14 protein-coding genes are annotated in these 19,061 nt (G+C 64.9%); 9 read left to right on the top strand and 5 right to left on the bottom strand.

Annotation, left to right across the window (positions count from 1 at the left end):
- The first annotated feature begins 114 nt into the window (after positions 1-114).
- The 6 genes from LDN95_RS03045 (at position 115) to LDN95_RS03020 (ending at position 5,650) form a co-directional block, all read left to right on the top strand.
- Positions 115-1,716, top strand: a complete 1,602-nt coding sequence (locus tag LDN95_RS03045; RefSeq protein WP_226016147.1) for a long-chain-fatty-acid--CoA ligase — start codon at positions 115-117, stop codon at positions 1,714-1,716.
- Positions 1,717-1,771: 55 nt separating this feature from the next.
- A complete protein-coding gene (locus tag LDN95_RS03040) occupies positions 1,772-2,422 on the top strand; it encodes a flavin reductase family protein (protein WP_226016146.1) in 651 nt (216 codons plus the stop codon).
- A 145-nt stretch (positions 2,423-2,567) separates the two neighbouring features.
- The gene (locus LDN95_RS03035; protein WP_226016145.1) at positions 2,568-3,113 is read left to right on the top strand and encodes a TadE/TadG family type IV pilus assembly protein; all 546 of its coding nucleotides are present in this window, start codon (positions 2,568-2,570) and stop codon (positions 3,111-3,113) included.
- Positions 3,110-3,703 (top strand): TadE/TadG family type IV pilus assembly protein, encoded by a 594-nt coding sequence (locus tag LDN95_RS03030; RefSeq protein ID WP_226016144.1) that lies wholly within the window; start codon positions 3,110-3,112, stop codon positions 3,701-3,703. Before LDN95_RS03035 ends, LDN95_RS03030 begins: the two co-directional genes overlap by 4 nt.
- Complete coding sequence (locus tag LDN95_RS03025) at positions 3,700-5,271, top strand: TadE/TadG family type IV pilus assembly protein (RefSeq protein WP_226016143.1); 1,572 nt, start codon at positions 3,700-3,702, stop codon at positions 5,269-5,271. The genes LDN95_RS03030 and LDN95_RS03025 overlap by 4 nt, the downstream gene beginning before the upstream one ends.
- Positions 5,272-5,365: 94 nt before the next feature.
- On the top strand, positions 5,366-5,650 hold the full coding sequence (locus LDN95_RS03020) for a putative quinol monooxygenase (protein ID WP_226016142.1): 285 nt from the start codon (positions 5,366-5,368) through the stop codon (positions 5,648-5,650).
- A gap of 24 nt (positions 5,651-5,674) precedes the next feature.
- Here the strand turns inward: LDN95_RS03020 and LDN95_RS03015 are convergent, their stop codons facing one another.
- From LDN95_RS03015 to LDN95_RS03000, 4 genes are all read right to left on the bottom strand, one after another.
- The gene (locus LDN95_RS03015) at positions 5,675-8,845 is read right to left on the bottom strand and encodes a hypothetical protein (protein WP_226016141.1); all 3,171 of its coding nucleotides are present in this window, start codon (positions 8,843-8,845) and stop codon (positions 5,675-5,677) included.
- An 18-nt stretch (positions 8,846-8,863) separates the two neighbouring features.
- Positions 8,864-10,243 (bottom strand): cytochrome P450, encoded by a 1,380-nt coding sequence (locus tag LDN95_RS03010; protein WP_226016140.1) that lies wholly within the window; start codon positions 10,241-10,243, stop codon positions 8,864-8,866.
- A gap of 3 nt (positions 10,244-10,246) precedes the next feature.
- On the bottom strand, positions 10,247-13,213 hold the full coding sequence (locus LDN95_RS03005) for an adenylate/guanylate cyclase domain-containing protein (protein WP_226016139.1): 2,967 nt from the start codon (positions 13,211-13,213) through the stop codon (positions 10,247-10,249).
- Between the two features lie 276 nt (positions 13,214-13,489).
- Entirely contained in the window at positions 13,490-13,963 is a 474-nt protein-coding gene (locus tag LDN95_RS03000) for a hypothetical protein (protein WP_226016138.1), read from the bottom strand.
- A gap of 84 nt (positions 13,964-14,047) precedes the next feature.
- On the opposite strand from LDN95_RS03000, the gene LDN95_RS02995 reads away from it, so the two are divergent.
- From LDN95_RS02995 to LDN95_RS02985, 3 genes are all read left to right on the top strand, one after another.
- Positions 14,048-14,749 carry a Crp/Fnr family transcriptional regulator gene (locus LDN95_RS02995; protein ID WP_226016137.1) on the top strand — a complete coding sequence of 234 codons (702 nt, stop codon included), beginning with the start codon at positions 14,048-14,050 and terminating at the stop codon, positions 14,747-14,749.
- A 64-nt stretch (positions 14,750-14,813) separates the two neighbouring features.
- Positions 14,814-15,473, top strand: a complete 660-nt coding sequence (locus LDN95_RS02990) for a TetR family transcriptional regulator (RefSeq protein WP_226016136.1) — start codon at positions 14,814-14,816, stop codon at positions 15,471-15,473.
- Between the two features lie 49 nt (positions 15,474-15,522).
- Entirely contained in the window at positions 15,523-16,599 is a 1,077-nt protein-coding gene (locus LDN95_RS02985; RefSeq protein WP_226016135.1) for an acyl-CoA dehydrogenase family protein, read from the top strand.
- A 25-nt stretch (positions 16,600-16,624) separates the two neighbouring features.
- Here LDN95_RS02985 and LDN95_RS02980 read toward each other — a convergent pair whose 3' ends face one another.
- The gene (locus LDN95_RS02980; protein WP_226016134.1) at positions 16,625-19,057 is read right to left on the bottom strand and encodes a ligase-associated DNA damage response DEXH box helicase; all 2,433 of its coding nucleotides are present in this window, start codon (positions 19,055-19,057) and stop codon (positions 16,625-16,627) included.
- Positions 19,058-19,061 lie beyond the last annotated feature (4 nt).

Here is a 19,061-nt window from a genome sequence, read left to right as displayed (position 1 = left end):
GCCTCAGGCTGGACAAAGGCGTCGAGCGGGGCGCATCGTACGGAAAAAGGCGCAAGGTCCGACAATGGGCTCGCGCCGCAAAAGTTAGATGGATTTTCGGGAGAGATTCACGCGATGACCGATACAACGCTGGCGCCGATACCGACCGTACCGCTGACCACCGCAGAGCGTACGGCACACTTGTTCACTTTTGACGGCTTTATCCGTTTCTGGGCTGACGATCGGCCCAACCGGATGGCGCTCGATGGACCCGATGCGCGGCTGACGTTCGGTGAACTTGAAACCACAACCGCGGCGATCATCGCCGGGCTGGCCGGGATCGGCATCGGCAAGGGCGATCGCATCGCGTGGTTCGGCAAGAACAGCACCTTGTACTTCGCGCTGTTTTTTGCGGCCGCGCGGGCGGGCGTGGTGATGGTGCCGATCGGCTGGCGTCTGGCTCCGGCAGAGGCCGCGTGGATCGCCGAGAATGCCGAGGTCAAGGCGGTGTTCCTTGGCGACGGGTTCGATGCCGCCGCTCCGACATTCGCGCCGATCCAAACGCTGGTGCGCAGCTTTACGGCGGCGCAGGCGTGGGAATGGATTGGCGCGGTAGTCCCCGCAGACGTTGTCGGCGCAGGTCCAAACGAGGCGGTGCTTCAGCTTTACACTTCGGGCACGACCGGCAATCCCAAGGGTGCAGTGCTGTCCAATCTGAACTTGTTCGGCTTGCGCAAGCAGGCGATCGGGCAGGAGCAGCCCTATTCGGTGATGACCGATGACGAAGCGATTCTGGTGGCGATGCCTTGCGCCCACATCGGCGGTACCGGGCTGGGCGTTATGGCGCTGGGCGCAGGGTTGCCGGCGGTGATCCTTGCCGAATTCGAGCCGCGTGCCGTGTTCGATGCGGTCGAGCAAAAGGGCGTGACCCGGTTCTTCATCGTCCCGGCTGCGTTGCAGATGCTGCTCAACCATCCCGACTGCGTCACCGTCGATTTCGGCCGGGTGAAGTACATCATCTATGGCGCCTCGCCGATCCCGCTCGAACTGCTGCGCCAGTGCGTCGAGATGTTCCGCGCCGAGTTCATTCAGGCCTATGGCATGACCGAGACGACCGGCACGATCTGCATGCTGCCACCCGAGGACCATTCGGCCCAAGGCAACCAGCGCATGCGTTCGGCCGGCAAGCCGCTGCCCGGCGTGGAAGTGCGGATCGTGGGCGAGGACGGGCAGGCGCTTGGTCCTGACGCCATCGGCGAGATCCAGACGCGATCATCCAACAACATGCTGGGTTATTGGAAACTGCCCGAGGCGACCGAGCGCACGCTGAGTGCCGACGGCTGGATCGCCACCGGCGATGCGGGCTATCTGGATGCCGACGGCTATCTCTACATGCACGACCGCATCAAGGACATGATCATCTCGGGCGGCGAGAACGTCTATCCGGCGCAGATCGAAAGCGCGATTTATGGCCATCCCGATGTGCTCGAAGTCGCGGTGATCGGTGTGCCCGATGCCAAATGGGGCGAAGCGGTCAAGGCAATCTGCGTGCCCCGGCCCGGCCATGCGATCGATCCGCAATCGATCATCGACTGGACGCGCGAACGGCTGGCCGGTTTCAAAGTGCCCAAATCGGTCGATGTGATCGCCGCGCTGCCACGCAACCCCTCGGGCAAGATCCTGCGGCGCAGCCTGCGGGAACCCTATTGGCAGGGGTTCGAGCGGCAGGTGAACTGAAAGGCAGCCATACGGGCGCTTGTCGGGCGGTGCAGAACGAGGCAGGCTGACGGTCATGGAATTCGACTTTGCCCAACTCGCCCCGGCCGAACGCTACAAGCTGATGGCCGCCGTGATCGTGCCCCGACCGATTGCGTGGATCACCAGTCAGGATGCGACGGGGCGGCACAACGCCGCTCCGTTCAGCTTTTTCAACATGATGGGTGCCGATCCGCCGGTAGTGGCGATCGGCATCATGCGCCGCCCCGATGGCACGCCCAAGGATACCGCAGCCAACATCGAACGAACCGGCGAGTTCGTGGTCAATCTGGTGCGCGAGGCCGACGTGGCGGCGATGAACTTCACCGCCATCGACGCACCGCCTGGCTTTGACGAGATCGCCGGCGCCGATCTGCCGGTGCTGCCCTCGAGTCTGGTCGCCCCGCCGCGCATCGCAAGTGCGCCGGTGGCGATGGAATGCCGCCTTGCCCATGTCCACGAGATCGGCGCGACGCGCATCATTCTGGGCGAAGTGCTGCGCTTTCACATCGACGATGCGGTGCTCGACCCGGTGCGGCTACGTGTCGATACCCCGGCGATGAATCTGGTCGGCCGGGTCCATGGCGGCGGCTGGTATGCGCGGCTGACCGACCTGTTCTCGGTCGATCGCCCCGCCTGGGCCCGCTGGCGCGCCGACCATCCCGATCAGGCGCAAGGGTTCGATTGAACCCGGCAGCCGTCCTGCCAATCAGGATGGTTCCCTAGCCAGATTGAGCCTGATCTTAGCCCTATTCGGGCAATCTGGCCCGGCTATGCGGTGTGGTCTGCCAGTCGGGGTGACAGGGCTGCGCAGTCGAAAAAGGCTGTGCACGATGAGCCGACTCGCGCGCGAAACCTGTGGCGCCAGCGCGATCGAATTTGCGCTGGCCGCGCCGGTCGTGCTGGGCCTGCTGATTGCGACGCTCGAGATTGCTCTGCTCTATCTGGCGCAGCAGGGGCTTGAAACGGCGGCCGAATCTTGCGGGCGCTATATCCTGACCGGTCAGGCGCAGACCAGTTTCACCGGAATCAGGGACGCCAACGGCAATCTCACGACCACCCCGCAGCAGCAGTTCAAGGCCTATGCCTGCACCCAGTTGCCGACGATGCTCGGCTGCGGCAACCTGTACGTCGATGTCACCCATGTCAGCAACTTCGGCGCGGTCACGCTGGCCGCGCCCACGCTAGTCTATGACAAGAACAACAATGTCATCTCGACGCTCAACTACGATCCGGGTGCGCAAGGCTCGATCGTGGTCGTGCGCTTGTTGTACAACTGGCCGGTCATTTCGGTGTTCGGGTTCGATATCGCCAACCAGCCCGGATCGCACCATCTGCTTGTCGCGACATCGGTGGCCAAGACCGAGGGCTATTCATGACGCGAAGGGCTTTGCAACGCCAGGTTGCCCGATTGCTGGCCCGATTGCTGGTTGATCGGTCGGGCACCGCCATGATCGAGTTGGCGTTCTGCGCGATGTTGCTGGTGACGATGTACGCTGGAACATATGTGCTGAACGATGCGGTGGCCTGCAATCGCAAGGTCGCCCGCACCGCCCGCGCGATCACCGACATGACCACGCGCTATCCCGCCGTCACCGCGACCGATCTGGCCGAGATCCTGACCAGCGGCGCTTATGTCCTTGCGCCATTCGCGACGGCAAGTTCGGCCTCGCGCGTCAGCGAGATACAGGTGATCGACGCCAGCCATGCCAAAGTGATCTGGAGCAAGGCCAGCAATGGCAACGACCTGGCCAAAGGCACCGTGCTGGCCTTGCCCAAAGGGTTGGCCCCGGCGATGATGATTCCAGACCCTGCCGCCAGCCCACCGCGCGCGGGTGCCTACTTCATCCTTGGCGAAACGCGCTACAATTACACCCCGCTGTTCGGGGCGAGCATCATGCCTGCTCCGACGCTCTACGCGAAAGTCTACATGCTGCCGCGCCTGAGCGATCAGGTGCCCCTGTCATGACGGGCTGGTTTCGGACCGTCCGGGGCCTGTTGCACGACGCGAAGGGCAACGTGCTGGTGTTGACCGCGATCGCCCTGATCCCGACGTTCTTCGCGATCGGCTTTGCCATTGATTATGGCCGCGCCGAGATGGCGCGCTCGCAAATGCTTGCAGCGGCCGATGCTGCTGCGCTTGCCGCCACCGATGCGATCTACATCCAGCAGGCGAACGCGGCCGCCGCAGCCGCGGCCAGGCAAGTTTTCAACGGGCAAGCCGGTTTGTTGCGCAACGTCCGCTATGATCCGCTCAGCGACGTTTCGGTGGTGGTGGACGATCAGGGTGCGCTCAATCTCGGTCGGACCGTGACCGTCCGGTTCCGCGCGCGATCGCGCAACCTGTTCGGAGGCATCCTTGGCGTGGCCTCGCTGGGTTTTTCGGGTTCCGCCGTCGCCTATGCAACGCAAGCCCCGAACATCAATTTCTATCTGGTGATGGACCGGTCACCGTCGATGTTGCTGCCAGCCACGTCGGCCGGAATTGCCGCGATCCAGAAGGTGACAGGCTGCGCTTTTGCCTGCCATGCCCAATATCCGCGCAACGACGGCATAAACGTGCGCGATTCCTCCGGGCGCGACATCTTTCTATCGCCGGGCTATTACACCTCGGGCAATGCAGGTTACGGCCTGTATTATGCGCTGCAAGCCTCGACCAAGGTGCTCTATGACAAGACCGGCACCAAGATCGGCACCAACGCGCAGATCTCGGGTTCGACGCTGACCTACAAGGATTTGAGCAACAAGAATCAGAGCTTTTCCGGCTATTATGCCGACGGGTACTGGCTGACGCACAATTACACGAAGCTCTATCCCTCGGCATCGACCATCACGCTGCGGGTGGGGGAAGAAACGCTCGCCGCGCAAAACCTGATTCCATATGCGCAAAATCAAGCCTCCCGCAACGCGGTGGCGTATCAGATGCAGTTTTTTGCCTTTGACTGGACCCATCCGTCCGCAAACGGTCCGGTGACCCAGTACGGCTCCATGACCAACATCGACAGCCTGAGCAGTGCCAACGTGCCCGATCTCGATGGGACGCAGGACTGGTGGTATGCAAACGGCCTGCCGACCAGCTCAAACAACATTCATGACATGGCGACCGAATTCAGCAACACGCTGACCGCGATGAATTCCGTGATGGCCGCCCCCGGATCAGGGGCTCCGGGCGGCACGCCGCAAGAAGTCATGCTGCTGATCACCGATGGGGTGGTGGATGAATTGAGCGGCGGTTCGCGGCGCAATCGCGAACTGGGCACGCCGGATCTGGCCGCATGCACCACCATCAAGAACCGCGGGATCAAGATCGCGATCCTGTACACAGAGTATCTGCCTGACGTTCTGGTCGGCGATTCATGGTCGCTAGCAAACGTTGCGCCCTACCTGTCCAATGTGTTGCCCGCGTTGCAATCGTGCGCGTCGACCTCGTCCGACGGCACGCCGCTGGTCTATACCGTCAGCCCTGACGAGAACATTTCGAACGCATTGTCGGCGCTCTTTGCGCTGACAATTCAAAGCGCCCGCCTGATTCGCTGATCGCGCCCTTCCGCTCGCTTGACCTTTTGCCGGTTGTTGCCACAGTTGGTGGAGTGGAGCGGGCAACCCGACCCGCCGGACGGGAGAACATGCGATGACCGTGGGCCGCGTTTACAGGATGACCGCTGCAGAAGGGCAAGGCGACGTGCTGGCTGGCGCGCTGGCCGCATTGCGCGAACTCGTGCTGACCAAGCCGGGTTGCAGCGGCATCGACCTGCTGCGTGACGATGCCGACGCCAACCGCTTCCTGTTCATCGAAAAATGGGATTCGGTCGAAGCGCATCAGGCGGTGTTGGGCAGCCTGCCACCCGAAGCGCTGGCCGGGGTCATGGGCGCACTGGCCGGGCCCCCTGAAGGCACCTACGAAACGTATCTGTAAATCGCTCTGGCGGTCGGCGGCGCTTCACGCCGCTGATGCTGGCGCAGCGGATGGTGTGTTGCGCTGCGCCTCGGCCCACGGCTGGCCGCCAAGGAACCGCAGTGCGCGGCGGCCGGGCAGGAAGAAGTATCCGCCCCCGCGTACGGTTACATGGCGGGCCAGCCCATCGATCACGCAACCCCCGGCAGGTCCGGGGATGGTCAGCCGGTCGCCGCCCGGCGCAATCGGCGTTGTTCCGACATGCATCGTGAACGGGTCGCGCTCACCCTCAAGTCCATGGAAGGTCGGCGATCCGATCCAGGTCTGCTGGACGAACTCGAACTGCCGCTCGATGTCTGCGTTCAGGCACATGAACAGCGTTCCGGCAGGGTTACCCTCGGCGTCGCGATAGGGCCGTCCGCGTCGCAGGATGCGGTGCCGGTTGGTCACGGCAAGCCCCAGCGGATCGCCCGGCGACAGGCTGTCACGCGGGAAGGCGCGGCGGATGTGCGCGCCAAACGGGCAGCGCTGGCCTTGCGGGTCACTGCTGCCAAGCGCGAAGCCATTGCTTGCCAGAGCCGTCTGTCCCCCATCGAGCACCGGCTGGATGGGATGTTCGATCAGCGGTGAGCCATCGCGCCAGCGACCAACCAGCTTGGCCGCGATCCATTCGCGGGTGCGGTGCAGGTTGCCCGGATGGGGATTGCCGACGGCATGCTGCCGGGCCAATGCGTCCGCTTTGTCGGTAAGTTGTTGATTGAAGGCAGCAACATCCTGATCCAGTTGGCGGATCACCAGATAGCTGCCGTTGCGTCCGAAATCGCGTGCCGGTTCGACCTCTCCGGTGAAATCGCAGAAGCTTGTCGGCTGGTGCGCGGCCGGTGCATCGAGCAGCACCTCGGGCGCCATGCCGATGCTGGCAAGCGAGCGCGTCACCAGCGGCGAGGGCGGATAGAAACCCAGATTGTCGGTATAGCCGAGGATGAATTCACCGGGCTCCACCGCATGAATCGGGTCGCCAGCGCCGTTGCGCCCCGGAAAACCGCGCACTTGCGGTTGCGATACGCCATCGACGAAACCGAATGGTTCGACCGTCAGCCCGTCGGCATTGTCCTGATCGTCGGCGCCATCGTCCTTGTTCGGCGCGGCGGCAGTGTCCGGCAGGGCGCTGTTGCGCCAGTCCTTGGCGAATTTGGCGGCGTCAAACGTCGTCAGCCCGGTGTCGAGGCTGGCCCGCACCGCAAGGCCGAAATGTTCGGCGCGCGCGACTTCGGCATCGAAGGCGGTCTTGGCAGCAAGATCTGCCCCGGCATCGCTGCTGTCGGCGGGCGGGCGCGCATACAGCAGCAGGACCGCGTGAACACTGGCATCGGACCATTGCAGCGCCTCGGGATCGCCGAGCGCGCGACGGCGTCCGTCCGAGACCATGCCACTGGCAAACACGCCGGGGAAGCCTTGTGCGGCTCCGTCAACCTCAGCATCGAGGCCGAGCCGTGCAAGTCCCGCTGCCGAAAACGCGATGTTGGCGACAAGCGACGGAACGGGCCGGTCGCCGAACAGGATCAGGTCGTGCGCATGAAGATCGGCCAGCCAGCGTTGGACATGCGCATAGGGATGGCCGTTGCCGACATCGGTCGCTTGGGGCGCGCCGAAGTCGAGCGCGATCATGCGGCTGCGCGGATGGTGCCGCAGTCCGCCAAAGGCAATCGCCTGAATCTCGGCATACTGCAGCGCTTCAGCAGGGCGGGGGACGGCGCCGATGAGGTCGAGCCAGGCTTGGGCATCGGCAGGCACCGGAGCCATCCGCGCGGCATGGCGCAACCCGGACACGATCATCGCGTGCTTGCGGATCGCGCCGCAGGTCAGGCCGGGATAGGCCGAGTACCAGAACGCGGTCGGTTGCATCGAATTGCGGGCAAATCGCTTCATCCGATCGCCATCGGCAGCGCCGCCCATGAACAGCAGCCGCGTGGCGGGAAAGCCGATCGCGTTGCTCCATACCGCGCTGACGCCTTCCGATGCCTTCTTGATGAAATCCTCGAGATAGCTCTCCCAGCTACCATCGAAATTGCTGAGGAACACCAATTGGCGGGTTCCCGGCAGCACCACCCAACGCGCAGCGTGGATCGTGCCGATCGAACTGAGAAACCCCGGACGCATCAACTGCGTGCCGATCAGCGTCGCCACTGCCTTGAACGCAACGGAAAGTGACAGGCGGCGGATCGCTGCGGGGCGCAAGCGGGTGACGCTGATCATGTGGTTCTGGACCACGCCGGGCTCATTCTCGCGCGCGAGCATGGCGGCGATGGCGTGCGGATCGGGCGTGGTATCGATCGGGGTATTGGCCAGCTCGTCGCGGCGCAGCAGCCAGACGAACAGCCCGACGACCGCTCCTGCCGCGATCAGTGCGGGCACCAATGCGGCGGCAAACGCAGTTCCGAGCCCGGCACCGCCCGACCGCAGCAGCGCCACGAGCAGCGCGTAAGGCACCCCCAGCAGCGCCAAAAGCAGCAGCCGGTGATAGCAGGCGATCCGCCAGAAGGTGGCAAGTCCCCAGGATGTCAGCGCGGGATCGCGCCATGGCGCGTCCGGTCGGTCGACGAAGGCCAGTTCGGGCTGCGGTTGGCAGACGATCGCCTGTTCGGGACTGGGCAGGTTCGCCGCGACATGACCGAGCAGGGCTTGTGCATCGGCCGAAGGCTGGCGCAGGCACTCGCGGGCGATCAGGTCGCGCGCTGCATCGACGACGCGCTGGTTGTCGCGAATCGCCGCTACGCTCACCCCCGGGGTGCCGCAAAAAGGCAGTCCGATGACTTGACGCGGCAGACGCAGCGGGTTCGACGTGATGCTGGAGGCGTGGTGCCGCAGCAGGTCGGGCACCGCATCGGCATCGGTCACGCCGGTGACGATGCGCAACGCGGGGAGCAAAGCATCGCCCAGCGCCTCGGCAATCGCCGGTACGGCATCTTGTGCGGCACCATCGACCGTGGCCTCGATCAGCAGGTGCGGCGCCGTGCCCTCGCGTTCGGGCGCAATCACATTGATGCTGAGGAAGTGGATGATCCCGGTACCGTCGAGCCGCTTTGCAATGTCGACTTCGGCCGGATTGCCGAGGCGATACAGCACCCGCTCGACGTCGGCCATCCGTAGCGGCGACCACGCGGTATCGTCGGTGAACGGGATGACGATCGTGACGAAATCCTGCGCAACAGTCATGGCCGGGGGGTCTTTCGATCAGGCGGCGGTGAAAGCCAGATTGTCGGGCAGGGCAAGAAAAGCGGAAAGGCTGGCGCCTTTTACCGGGTCGATCTGCCCGCGCGTGGCCACGATGGCTTCGCGCATGATCGTCCAAGCGATCGCCCGGCCATAGCAGACGTGTGGCCCCTGCAGCGGACCCGACGTGATGTACGGGCGGTCGGGCGCGGGCGCGAAGCGCTCGGGCTGGGCAAACGCGGCCGGATCGTGCGAGGCTTGGTCGATATGCAACAGCACGCGATCGCCGGCGTTGAGCGCAACGCCCTGCCACGTGCAGTCGTTGCGCACCGTGCGCACCAGTTGGCTGCTGCTGCCAAGGCGCAGCATCTCGTTGATCACGGCGTCATGGCTGGTGCGGGTGGGATCATCGACGGCAAGCCGCTCGACCAGCCCGGGCCAGTCGATCCCGGCGGCATGGCCCTGCGGCGATACGGCAAACCCTGCGATCTCACCCAACGACTTGCCCACTATCAACACCAGCGCACCCGCCAGTTCGAACAACACGCTGCGGCTCTGAACCCGGTAGTGCTCATCCGACACTTCGGGAAACTGCCCACGTACCGCATGCAGTCCGGCCAGCAGGCTTTGGGGTGGGGCGAGATGCGGCTTGTCGAGTGCAAGGTCGAAGCTGGCCAGCGCGTGCCTCGCCGTGTTGGCGGTGATTGCGCGCATCACGGCAGTGCTTTTCACCACGGTGCCGAACACGTGCCCGAACAGCGGGTGGAGCAGGGCGAGCATCGTGGTGGCCGTGCCTGCTTCGCCCTTCAGGCTGACCTTGGGGCCAGCTTGGGTCCAGTTGCGGTAGGCGATCATCAGCCACACCAGCAGCGGCGCCTTGTCCGGGCCGGATACGCCGACCACCCGCCGCGCCATGCGATAGGCCAGCAGGAAGGCGTATTCGCGCGCGAAGTTGACCGGACTGCCGGTCTGTCCGCGAACCGCCAGCACCTTGAGGATGCGCGAAGCCTCGTCCCGCGCGATGGTGGCGATGAAATCGCGATAACCCAGCGCAAGGTTGGGGGGCAGCGGATCGTTCGGCACGGCCGCCGGTCTGCGCACGGCATCGACGTGTCCTTGCGCCGCGTGGAGCAGGCGCAGGCGCAGTTTGCGGGCATCATCGTTTTCGCCCACCAGATAGCGGGTAGGCCCAGCCACTTGCGCCAGCAATTCATCGTAGTGGCGTAGCGAGAACCGCTCCTCGTCGCACAGGATCGCATTGATCGCGGCGTGGTGTGCGGCCACGAACACCCGCACGCTCGGTGCGTTTTTCATTTCGAGTTCGGGCGCGCGCTGCAACGGCGGGGCGCCATCGGCCGCAAGTGCGGTAACGGCTTTTGCGATGGCGTCCGCAGTTGTCATCGATCAGGCTCCCGGCACCAGTTGCAATGCGGCCAGCTTGCGTTGGAGCGGCACCAGCCCGAGCTCTGTCAGCGCCTGCATCAGCTCGGCCTGTTCGCGCTCGCGCTCGTGCGGCTGGGCCGTCCCGGTGGCTAGCAGCACTTCCTCGCGCAGGACGCGGGCGTGATGCAGGTGCATCGCTTCGCCGCAATCGCGACAGTGTGCCAGCGCTTGCGCAGACAGATCGAGCGCCACCTCGTGATGGCCCAGCGTCAGGGCCAGCCGGGTGCGCGCTTCATAGTGGTAATATGTCGCCGACGTGCGGATCCGCAGGAAATTGCCGCGCGCAATCGAGGCATCGAGGACGCGCTGCGCTTCACCGATGTCACCCGTTTCGATCAGGCACAAGGCCAGCCAGCTGACCGCTGCCGGCTCAAACCCCAGGAAGCGGTGACGCAGGCAATGGTCGTGCGCCTTGGTCAGGATGTCCAGCGCGATATCGATCCTGCCCGAACGGTAATGCTGAAATCCGTTCGCCAGATCTGCCAGCAGGCGCGAATAGTTGTGCTGATGGGCGTAGGAGATCGCCAGCGCTTCGTCGATCCACGCCTGCGCCAGTTCCGTCTGCCCGAGGTCGGCGGCATACCACCCGCCGAACGACAGGGCGAGGATATGCGGGATCACCACCACCGCCCCGAACGTTTCGGCAGCATGACCACCGCGCAAACCCTCGGTAAGTCGGCGGACCCGATCGAGCGCGTCATCAGGCTCTGCCAGCGAATACGCGATATAGGTGCCGGTGATATCGGCATAGACCCGGCGCGGCATGCTGAAATCTTGAGCCAGATCGGCTTCCGCCTGATCGAGCCAGCCGCGCGCAAGCCTTGGCGCGCCGTTGATCCAGTCGAGCAGTGCCATGTTGATCCGCGCGATCGTGCGCTGATCGGAACCCATATCGAAGTCGCCTCGCGCCACAGCTTCCATGTCGGGGCGCGTGACCTGTTCCTGCGACAATTGCTGAAGGGCATCGAAGGCAAGCAGCGCAAAGCGCGCGCGCTGGCGGATACCTTCGGTACCGCCAAGGCGGTCGGCGAGTGTGCAAGCCCTTTCGTAAAGCCGCGGAATCGATTCGATAGCGGCCAGTGCCACCGCTTGCCCGCAGGCCTTCCACAAGTGGCGCAACGCTTCGGACAACAGGTCGGCGCGCTCGGCATGGGCTGCAAGCTCGGCCTGCGTGGCATCGGATGGCCCGTAAACGGCGCTGTCGGAGGCCAATTCGGCGTAGATTGAGGCGTGCAAGGCGCGACGCTCAACCCGCGACAAAGTGCGATAGGCCGCCTCTTGCAACAACTGGTGGGTGAAGCGCGCCTGGCTGAGGTGGTCGAATACCAGAATGCGGTGCTCGACCAGCCGGGCGATCGCTTCGTCGACATTGTTCAGCAGTGCCGACCCGATCCGGTGCAGTCGCTCGTTCGAGATCGTCGGCCCCAGCGCCGCACACAGATAGGCTAGCCTCGCGGCCTCGCCTTCCAGCCCATCGAGCCGCAGGGTGAACAGGCTTTCCAGCCGCGAGGGCAGGGGTTCGTCCCCACGCTGGCGAGCATCGACCGAACGCAGCATCGCCGCCGTGGTGAACTCGGTGACGGCCAACGGCAATCCGGCAGACCGATTGGCGATTTCCTCGACCAGTTCGGGCAACAAGGCCCGCTCCCCCGCGATCCGGGTGATCAGGACAAGCGCCTGATCGGGCGACAGGTTGCCGAGGCCGATGGTCTGCTCGACGACATCGTCGAGGAACAGGTCCGGTGCCGGGCGCGACGCCAGAACCAACCCCAGCCCCGAAAGCCGCACTGCCGCAGCCAGACTGCGCAACAGATCCTGCGTTTCGCCATCAATGTACTGAAAATCGTCGGCCAGCACCACCAGCGGCATCTCGCGCGCGACCATGCGCAGCACGGTGCGGGCGGTGGCAATGGCTATCCGTCTACGCTCACCCGGCGAGGCGCTGCTCAGCCATGTCTGGTTGCCCGCAGCCAGCCCGGCAAGGCATTCCGCCTCGTCATGGGTCAATCTGGCTTCGAGCGCGATGTCGGAGTTGTCGCGCCCCAACAGCTCGATCAAATGGCGCATCGTCGGCGCAAGGCAGCCGAACGGCACGTCCCCGGTCAGTTCGCTGCCGCGCACGGTGACGAACCGCGCGCCCTGCGCTTCGGCGACCTCGGCGGTCTCGGCCAGCAGCCGGCTCTTGCCCATGCCGGCATCGCCGACGATCGCCAGCGCCTGACCGTTACCGCGCGCGACATTGCCGACCAGATCGTTCAGCGCGGCCATCGCTGTTTCGCGCCCGATCAGCGGATGGCGGGCCGAACCCTTCACATTGACCTGATCGCCGCGCGCCATGTCGATCTGCCTCAGATCGAACACCGTCAGCGGGGCGGCAGTCTCGCTGATCGAGATGGCCTCGATCGGATGCACTTCACACGCTTCACCGATCAGGTCGAGCGTGGTGGCGCTGATCGCCACGCCGTTTTCGCCAGCGCGCCGTTCGACCTGCCCCGCCACGTTGGCCGCATGACCGACCACGTCCAGCATCGTGCCGAAATCGTTTTCCTGCCAGCGCAGCAGGACCAATCCGGAATGGATGCCCACGCGCACGCTGGGCGATGGCACGATGCCCAACAGCCCATGGCGCATTTCTTCGACGATCTGGCGACCGGCCAGCGCCGCGCGCAGCGCATGGTCCTCGACCGCCGGCCGGAAGCCGAACACCGCCATCACACCATCGCCTTGTACCCGCAGGACCAGACCGCCCATCGCGTGAATGGCATCCTTGACGATACGCAGCGCGCGGTCGAGCACATCGCGTACATCCTCGGGATCGAGCGCGCCGAGTAGCCGGGTCGAACCGACGATGTCGGCAAACAGGATTGTCGCGAACCGGACCTGTTCACCCGCGATTGCCGGGTGTGCCTGATCCGAACCGCGTTTCACCGGTGCTCCATCCCCTGCCGGAAGCCCCCTTCCAGCGCTGCATCGCGAATCCCGGCCCAGGGATCGCGCGTTATTGCGACACGACACGCTATTACAACGCGACACGTTGCCCCTTGCCGGAGCCGGACAGGTTGCCGGAACCGGGCGGGGCTTGTATCAGCATAGCGCACTATAGCCTTCGCGTGGTGGACTATTTTGCCGGATCGGCGATACCGGCGATGCCGCCTTTCGGCTCGCGCGGCCCCTGACCGCGCTGACCCCACCGAGGTCTTGGTGTCAGACCAGGCAAAGTATGTCATGCCCACGCGCCACCCCCTTGTGAGCGGGAAAGTGTTGCAGAACGCATTGCGAGAAACCCGCTTCGTCGGTCTCGATCGCCACACCATCGGCATCGTGGATCGGCAGAACGACACCACTGCGGTTGATCCGCAAGGCATAGCCCCACACACGATCATCGGCGTTGACCGAAAGGAAAGCGTCGCACAACAGCCCGAGATAAGGCGATCGGTCGAGTCCCGGCGCAGCGAGCATGCGCTCGACCTGATCAGCCGCAAGCAGGAAACGGGCGACCCCAGCATTGTCCTCGCGCCGTACCGGCGTGCTTTCGCCCGGCGCAATGATCGAGAGCGAGGGAAACAGGACAGCATTGCCCAAAGGAATGACCTCCACGGCAAGACCCCCCGGGCCTGTCCGACAGATCTTGTAGTGCGAAGCGGCTACCGGATTCGGCGTCATGAACGTCATCGCCACCGTATTACCGCTTTGGAGCGGTTTGTCGGTCGGCCAGGACACGTTGAACTTGTGATTTTCATCACGTTCGCTAGCGTGGCGGTCGTGCAGATCGATGCTTTGTCAAGTTCCGTGGTCGCAACCAGCGTCGCGCCGGTATCAACCGACGTGCGCGCCATCCTGCTCGACAACGCGCGCATCCTGCGGGTGCGCAAGGGGCAGATCGTCCTCTCGGTCGGTTTGCCCGCAAATGACGTGTTTCTGGTGCTCGAAGGACGGCTGTCGGTATCGCTGATATCGCCGCAGGGGCGTGAGACGGTGTTGCGCTCGATCGGGCCGGACGAGATCTTTGGCGAACTCGCCGCGATCGATGGCCATGTCCGCTCGGCCGACGTGGTTGCGGCCGAAGCCAGCCGTCTGGCGCTGATTCCCGGCGCAACGTTCCTGAGCCTGATCGAAACGACGCCTGAGATCGCGCGCTGGATCACCCAGCAATTGTCACAGCAGGTGCGCTATCTGACGAGCAAGGTGTTCGAGCTGTCGAACATGTCGGTGGGGTCTCGTCTGATCGCCGAACTGCTGCGGCTGGCCAATGAACAGCCTGCAGACGATGACAGTGCGATCATCGCCCGCCCGCCAACGCAGGCCGAATTGGCCGCGCGAATCGGCACCAACCGCGAAACCGTGACCCGCGAAATGACCTTGTTGACCGAGCGCGGCCTGATCGCGCGCAAGGGCCGGCAGATCGTCGTGCCCTCGCTCGAACGCCTTGTCGCGCGGCTGGATGCGCACGCACCGTCAATCTGAGCGATCGGAGCGGTTTAAGGCTTTCGGCTTGCTTTTGCCCGGCGCAAGCGGAACTAGGTAGTCGATGAACCAGTCACGCCCGTCCCTTCGCAGCCCCGTTGCCCGTTCCACGCCGAAGGCCGGGCGCGAAAACAGCCGCGACGCATTGCTCGATGCCGCCAGCGCCCTGATGCGCGAGCTTGATACGGTCGAGATCGGGATCGTCGACATCGCCACCCGCGCCGGGGTCAATCATGCGATGATCCGGTACTTCTTCGGCAGCAAGGAAGGGTTGCTGTTCGCGTTGCTCGATCGCGACGTCTATCGCCGCATCCACCAGCTTGAACGATTGTTCGCGCTCGAGGTGACCCCGACCGAGCGGATGCGCATCCACCTGCGCGGCATCCTCGATACCTATTACCAGATCCCCTACCTCAACCGGCTTATCCAGGTGATGGTGCGCGAGGCGGGGCCTGATCGGGTGCGCCATATCGCTGAGGAACTGCTGCAGCCGATCGCCAATGCGCAAGCGCGGATCATTGATGCGGGAGTGGCCGCCGGCGAGTTCCGCGCGGTCGATCCCAAGTTGTTCTATTTCAACACCGTAGGAGCGGCGGATGGACTGTATTCCAACCGCTTCACGTTGTCGGCGGTATTCGGCGGAAAGCCCTTCGCCGATCCAGAACTGCATGAGCGCTATCGCGATCATACGGTCGACACGCTGATGCGAGGCTTGCTTCTGTAGCGTTACTCGCTATCACACCTGATAACTAATCGGTGTGGGAGAGTGCGGCGTGAACCTTGAACTCGATGATGATCTGCGTCTGCTGGCGGACTCGGTGTCGGGCTGGCTGGCTCAGCATCTGCCGTTCGACAGACGTCGCGCCTTGCGTGGCGGTATGGCGCAGCGCGCATTCTGGGATGAATTTCAGGGCGCGCTGGCGGTGGCCGGGGCGGGCCTGCCCGAAAGTCTGGGCGGCTTTGGCGGCGGCGCGCCAGCGCACATGGTGGTGATGGAGGCAGCCGGTGCCGCGCTGGCCCCGCTGCCCTACATCGACAGCGCGGTGCTGGTCGGCACACTGCTGACCGAACTGGGGGGACACGATGCGCTGGGTCAGGCTATCGCCAAGGGCGAAGCTCTGGCCGTGCTGGCTTGGGAAGAAGCGCAAAGCCGGGGCGAACCGCTGTCGTTGCGCACCACGGCCGAACAAGGCGCAAGTGGCGGCTGGACGTTGACCGGCACCAAGCGCGCGGTGCGCTGGGCGGCTGAGGCCGACACGGTGCTCGTCACAGCACAGACCACGCAGGGTCCGGCGATTTTCCGCCTGACTGGCCCGCTCGCGCTCACGACCTATCGCCTGATCGACGATCACCCTGCTGCCGATCTGGTGCTCGACGGCCAGCCTGGCGAGTTGCTGGCGGTGGGCGATGCGGTTGCCGCTGCGCTGGTGTTGGCAGTCGATGCCGCCACCGCCGCCCTCTGCGCCGAAGCGGTCGGGCTGATGCGCACGCTGCTGGCCGATACCATCGATTATACCCGCCAGCGCAAGCAGTTCGGCCAGACGCTTTCGTCGTTTCAGGTGTTGCAGCACCGCATGGTCGACATGCGGATGCAGATCGAACAGGCCGCCGCCGCTGCGCTGCTTGCCGCGCTCAAGCCGCGCGATCCGGCCGTGATCTCGGCGGCCAAGACCACCATCGGTGACGCGGTGCGCTTTGTCGGCCAGCAGGCGGTGCAATTGCACGGCGCCATGGGCATGACCGAGGAACTGCGCGTGGGCCACTACTTCCGGCGCACCACCGCCATCGAGAACCAGTTCGGCGACGCCGACCGCCATCTGGCGCGCTATGTGGCGCTGAAGGTCGCATAATCGGGCTTGAACGGCGGGCGCGGGATCAACCCCGCGTCGGTCGCATCGCCGCTGCGGCCAGCGTTTCTGCCTCCTCCAGCAAGTCATCGTCGGCGGCGCCTTGCGGCATCGTCTCGCGCCCGATCATGACCATCACCGGCACCGCCAGCGGGGTCACCCGGTCGAGCCGGACATGGACCAGTTGCGCGGCAGCGCGGTCGAGCAGCGCGCCCAGGCGACCGACATCGGTCATCCGTGTGCGCGCGTCGGCCCAGGCCGCCTCGATCAGCACGTGGTCGGGTTCGTATTTGCGCAACACGTCATAGATCAGGTCGGTCGAGAAGGTGACTTGCCGTCCGGTCTTGCGCTTGCCGGGGTGCTGGCGCTCCACCAGCCCGCCGATCACCGCCACTTCGCGGAACGCGCGGCGCAGCAGATAGGAATTCTGCACCCATTCAACGAATTCGGCGGTGAGGATTTCCGGGCTGAGCAGCGCTGCGGGATCGTCCACCGCCTTCAGGCCCCAGATTCCGAGCGAGTAATCGTTGGCAACGAAGCCCAACGGGCCAAGCCCCGCGGCTTCCATCCGCCGGGTGATCAGCATGCCCAGCGACTGGTTCGCGTTCCACCCCTCGAACGTGTAATACACGGTGTATTCGCGGTCGCGATGGGGGAAGCTTTCGACCAGCAGTTCGCCGGGACCGGGCAGGCGGCTGCGCCAGTCCTGCACTTCCAGCCATTCGCGCACATCGTCGGGAAAGCGGCCCCAGCCTGCGCGGTCGGCGATCAGCCCGCGCACCCGGTCGGCCAGATGCGTGGTCAACGGCATGCGCGCTCCGTTGTAGCTGGGGATCTGCCCCGCCTTCTTGGCCGCGCGCACGATCAGCTCCAGATCGCGCAAACCCTCGACCTCAAGGTCCAGCCCGGCAAAGCGGAAGGTGTCGCCGGGCTTCAGGCCAGCGCCGAAGTCCTCCTCCACCCGGCCCAGCGAACGACCGTTGCGAAAGCGGACTTCCAGCATTTCGGAATCGATGATGATCCCGGCATTGAGCCGATGCCGGGCGGCCTGTTCGGGGTGCGTCAGTCGCCATGTTCCATCGGCATTCCGCACGATCCGGCGGAACTTGTCATAGGCGCGCAGGGCGTAGCCGCCGGTCGCCACGAATTCGAGCACGCGGGTCCATACCGCCTCATCCACCCAGCTATAGGCCAGCGACGAGCGGACTTGTGCCAAGAGGTCCGCTTCGCCGAACGGTCCGGCGCAGGCGCAGGCCATCACGTGCTGGGCCAGCACGTCGAGCGCGCCGGGGCGGAAGTCTTCGCCATCGCGTTGGCCTTCGCGCACCGCATCCTGCGCGGCGGTGGCTTCCAGAAACTCGAAGCGGTTGCCCGGCGCCAGTAACGCGCGACTGGGGCAATCGAGCCGGTGATTGGCGCGGCCGATCCGTTGCAACAGGCGCGAGGAACCCTTGGGCGCACCCATCTGCACCACAAGGTCGACATCGCCCCAATCGACGCCGAGGTCCAGACTGGCGGTGCAGACCAGCGCGCGCAACTCGCCACGTGCCATCGCGCCTTCGACCTTGCGGCGCGCCTCCTTGCTCAGCGAGCCGTGATGAATGCCGATCGGCAGGGTGTCGTCGTTCGCCTCCCACAGCAGTTGGAAGATGTATTCGGCCAGAAAGCGCGTGTTGGTGAAGATCAGCGTGGTGCGGTTGTCGCGAATCGCCTGATACAACTGCGGCACCGCCCATGCCGCCGCATGGCCACCCCACGGCACGCGCTGCCCTTCGGGCAACAGGATTTCAAGCTCGGGCGCAGCGCCGCTCTCGCCTTCGACGAGCGCCACCGAATCAAGGTCGCCCCATGGTGCCAGCCACGCACGGAACGCTTGCGGATCAGCGACTGTCGCCGACAACGCCGCGCGTTGCAGGCCGGGGCTGATCGCTTGCAGGCGGGACAATGCGAGCGCCAGCAGATCGCCTCGCTTGCCCGTGGCAAAGGCATGGACTTCGTCGATAACGATGCGTTGCAGCCCTGCAAACAAGTCAGCGCTTTCGGGATAGCTGAGCAGCAGCGAGAGCGATTCGGGCGTGGTCAGCAACACATGCGGCGGACGCACCCGCTGGCGCGCCTTGCGGTCGGAGGGGGTGTCCCCGCTGCGGGTTTCCACGCGGATCGGCAGGCCCAGTTCCTCGATCGGGGCCAGCAGGTTGCGCTGTACGTCGTGCGCCAGTGCCTTCAGGGGCGAGACATAGAGCGTGTGCAGCCCTTCGGGCGCAGGTTCTCCGTTCAGGCGCGAAGGCGTGAACGCCGCCAGCGTCGGCAGGAACCCGGCCAGCGTTTTGCCCGCGCCGGTATCGGCAACGAGCAGCGCATGCTGCCCCGCATCGGCCGCTGCCAGCATTCCTGTCTGGTGGCGGCGCACCTGCCAGCCACGGCCCGCGAACCAGCCGGTGATTTCGGGGGGAACGGTCATTCCC

Source organism: Novosphingobium sp. FKTRR1 (assembly GCF_020404405.1).
GTDB lineage: Bacteria > Pseudomonadota > Alphaproteobacteria > Sphingomonadales > Sphingomonadaceae > Novosphingobium.
The sequence above is the reverse complement of the archived record's forward strand: the minus strand, read 5'-3'. Positions and strand labels throughout refer to the sequence as shown.

What these genes read in the sequence shown, in the direction of transcription:
- LDN95_RS03035 (WP_226016145.1), top strand. Translation starts at nt 2,568, where the DNA reads ATGAGCCGACTCGCGCGCGAAACCTGTGGCGCCAGCGCGATCGAATTT.
- LDN95_RS03015 (WP_226016141.1), bottom strand. Translation starts at nt 8,845, where the DNA reads ATGACTGTTGCGCAGGATTTCGTCACGATCGTCATCCCGTTCACCGAC.
- LDN95_RS03010 (WP_226016140.1), bottom strand. Translation starts at nt 10,243, where the DNA reads ATGACAACTGCGGACGCCATCGCAAAAGCCGTTACCGCACTTGCGGCC.
- LDN95_RS02990 (WP_226016136.1), top strand. Translation starts at nt 14,814, where the DNA reads ATGAACCAGTCACGCCCGTCCCTTCGCAGCCCCGTTGCCCGTTCCACG.
- LDN95_RS03030 (WP_226016144.1), top strand. Translation starts at nt 3,110, where the DNA reads ATGACGCGAAGGGCTTTGCAACGCCAGGTTGCCCGATTGCTGGCCCGA.
- LDN95_RS02980 (WP_226016134.1), bottom strand. Translation starts at nt 19,057, where the DNA reads ATGACCGTTCCCCCCGAAATCACCGGCTGGTTCGCGGGCCGTGGCTGG.
- LDN95_RS03045 (WP_226016147.1), top strand. Translation starts at nt 115, where the DNA reads ATGACCGATACAACGCTGGCGCCGATACCGACCGTACCGCTGACCACC.
- LDN95_RS03040 (WP_226016146.1), top strand. Translation starts at nt 1,772, where the DNA reads ATGGAATTCGACTTTGCCCAACTCGCCCCGGCCGAACGCTACAAGCTG.
- LDN95_RS03025 (WP_226016143.1), top strand. Translation starts at nt 3,700, where the DNA reads ATGACGGGCTGGTTTCGGACCGTCCGGGGCCTGTTGCACGACGCGAAG.
- LDN95_RS03020 (WP_226016142.1), top strand. Translation starts at nt 5,366, where the DNA reads ATGACCGTGGGCCGCGTTTACAGGATGACCGCTGCAGAAGGGCAAGGC.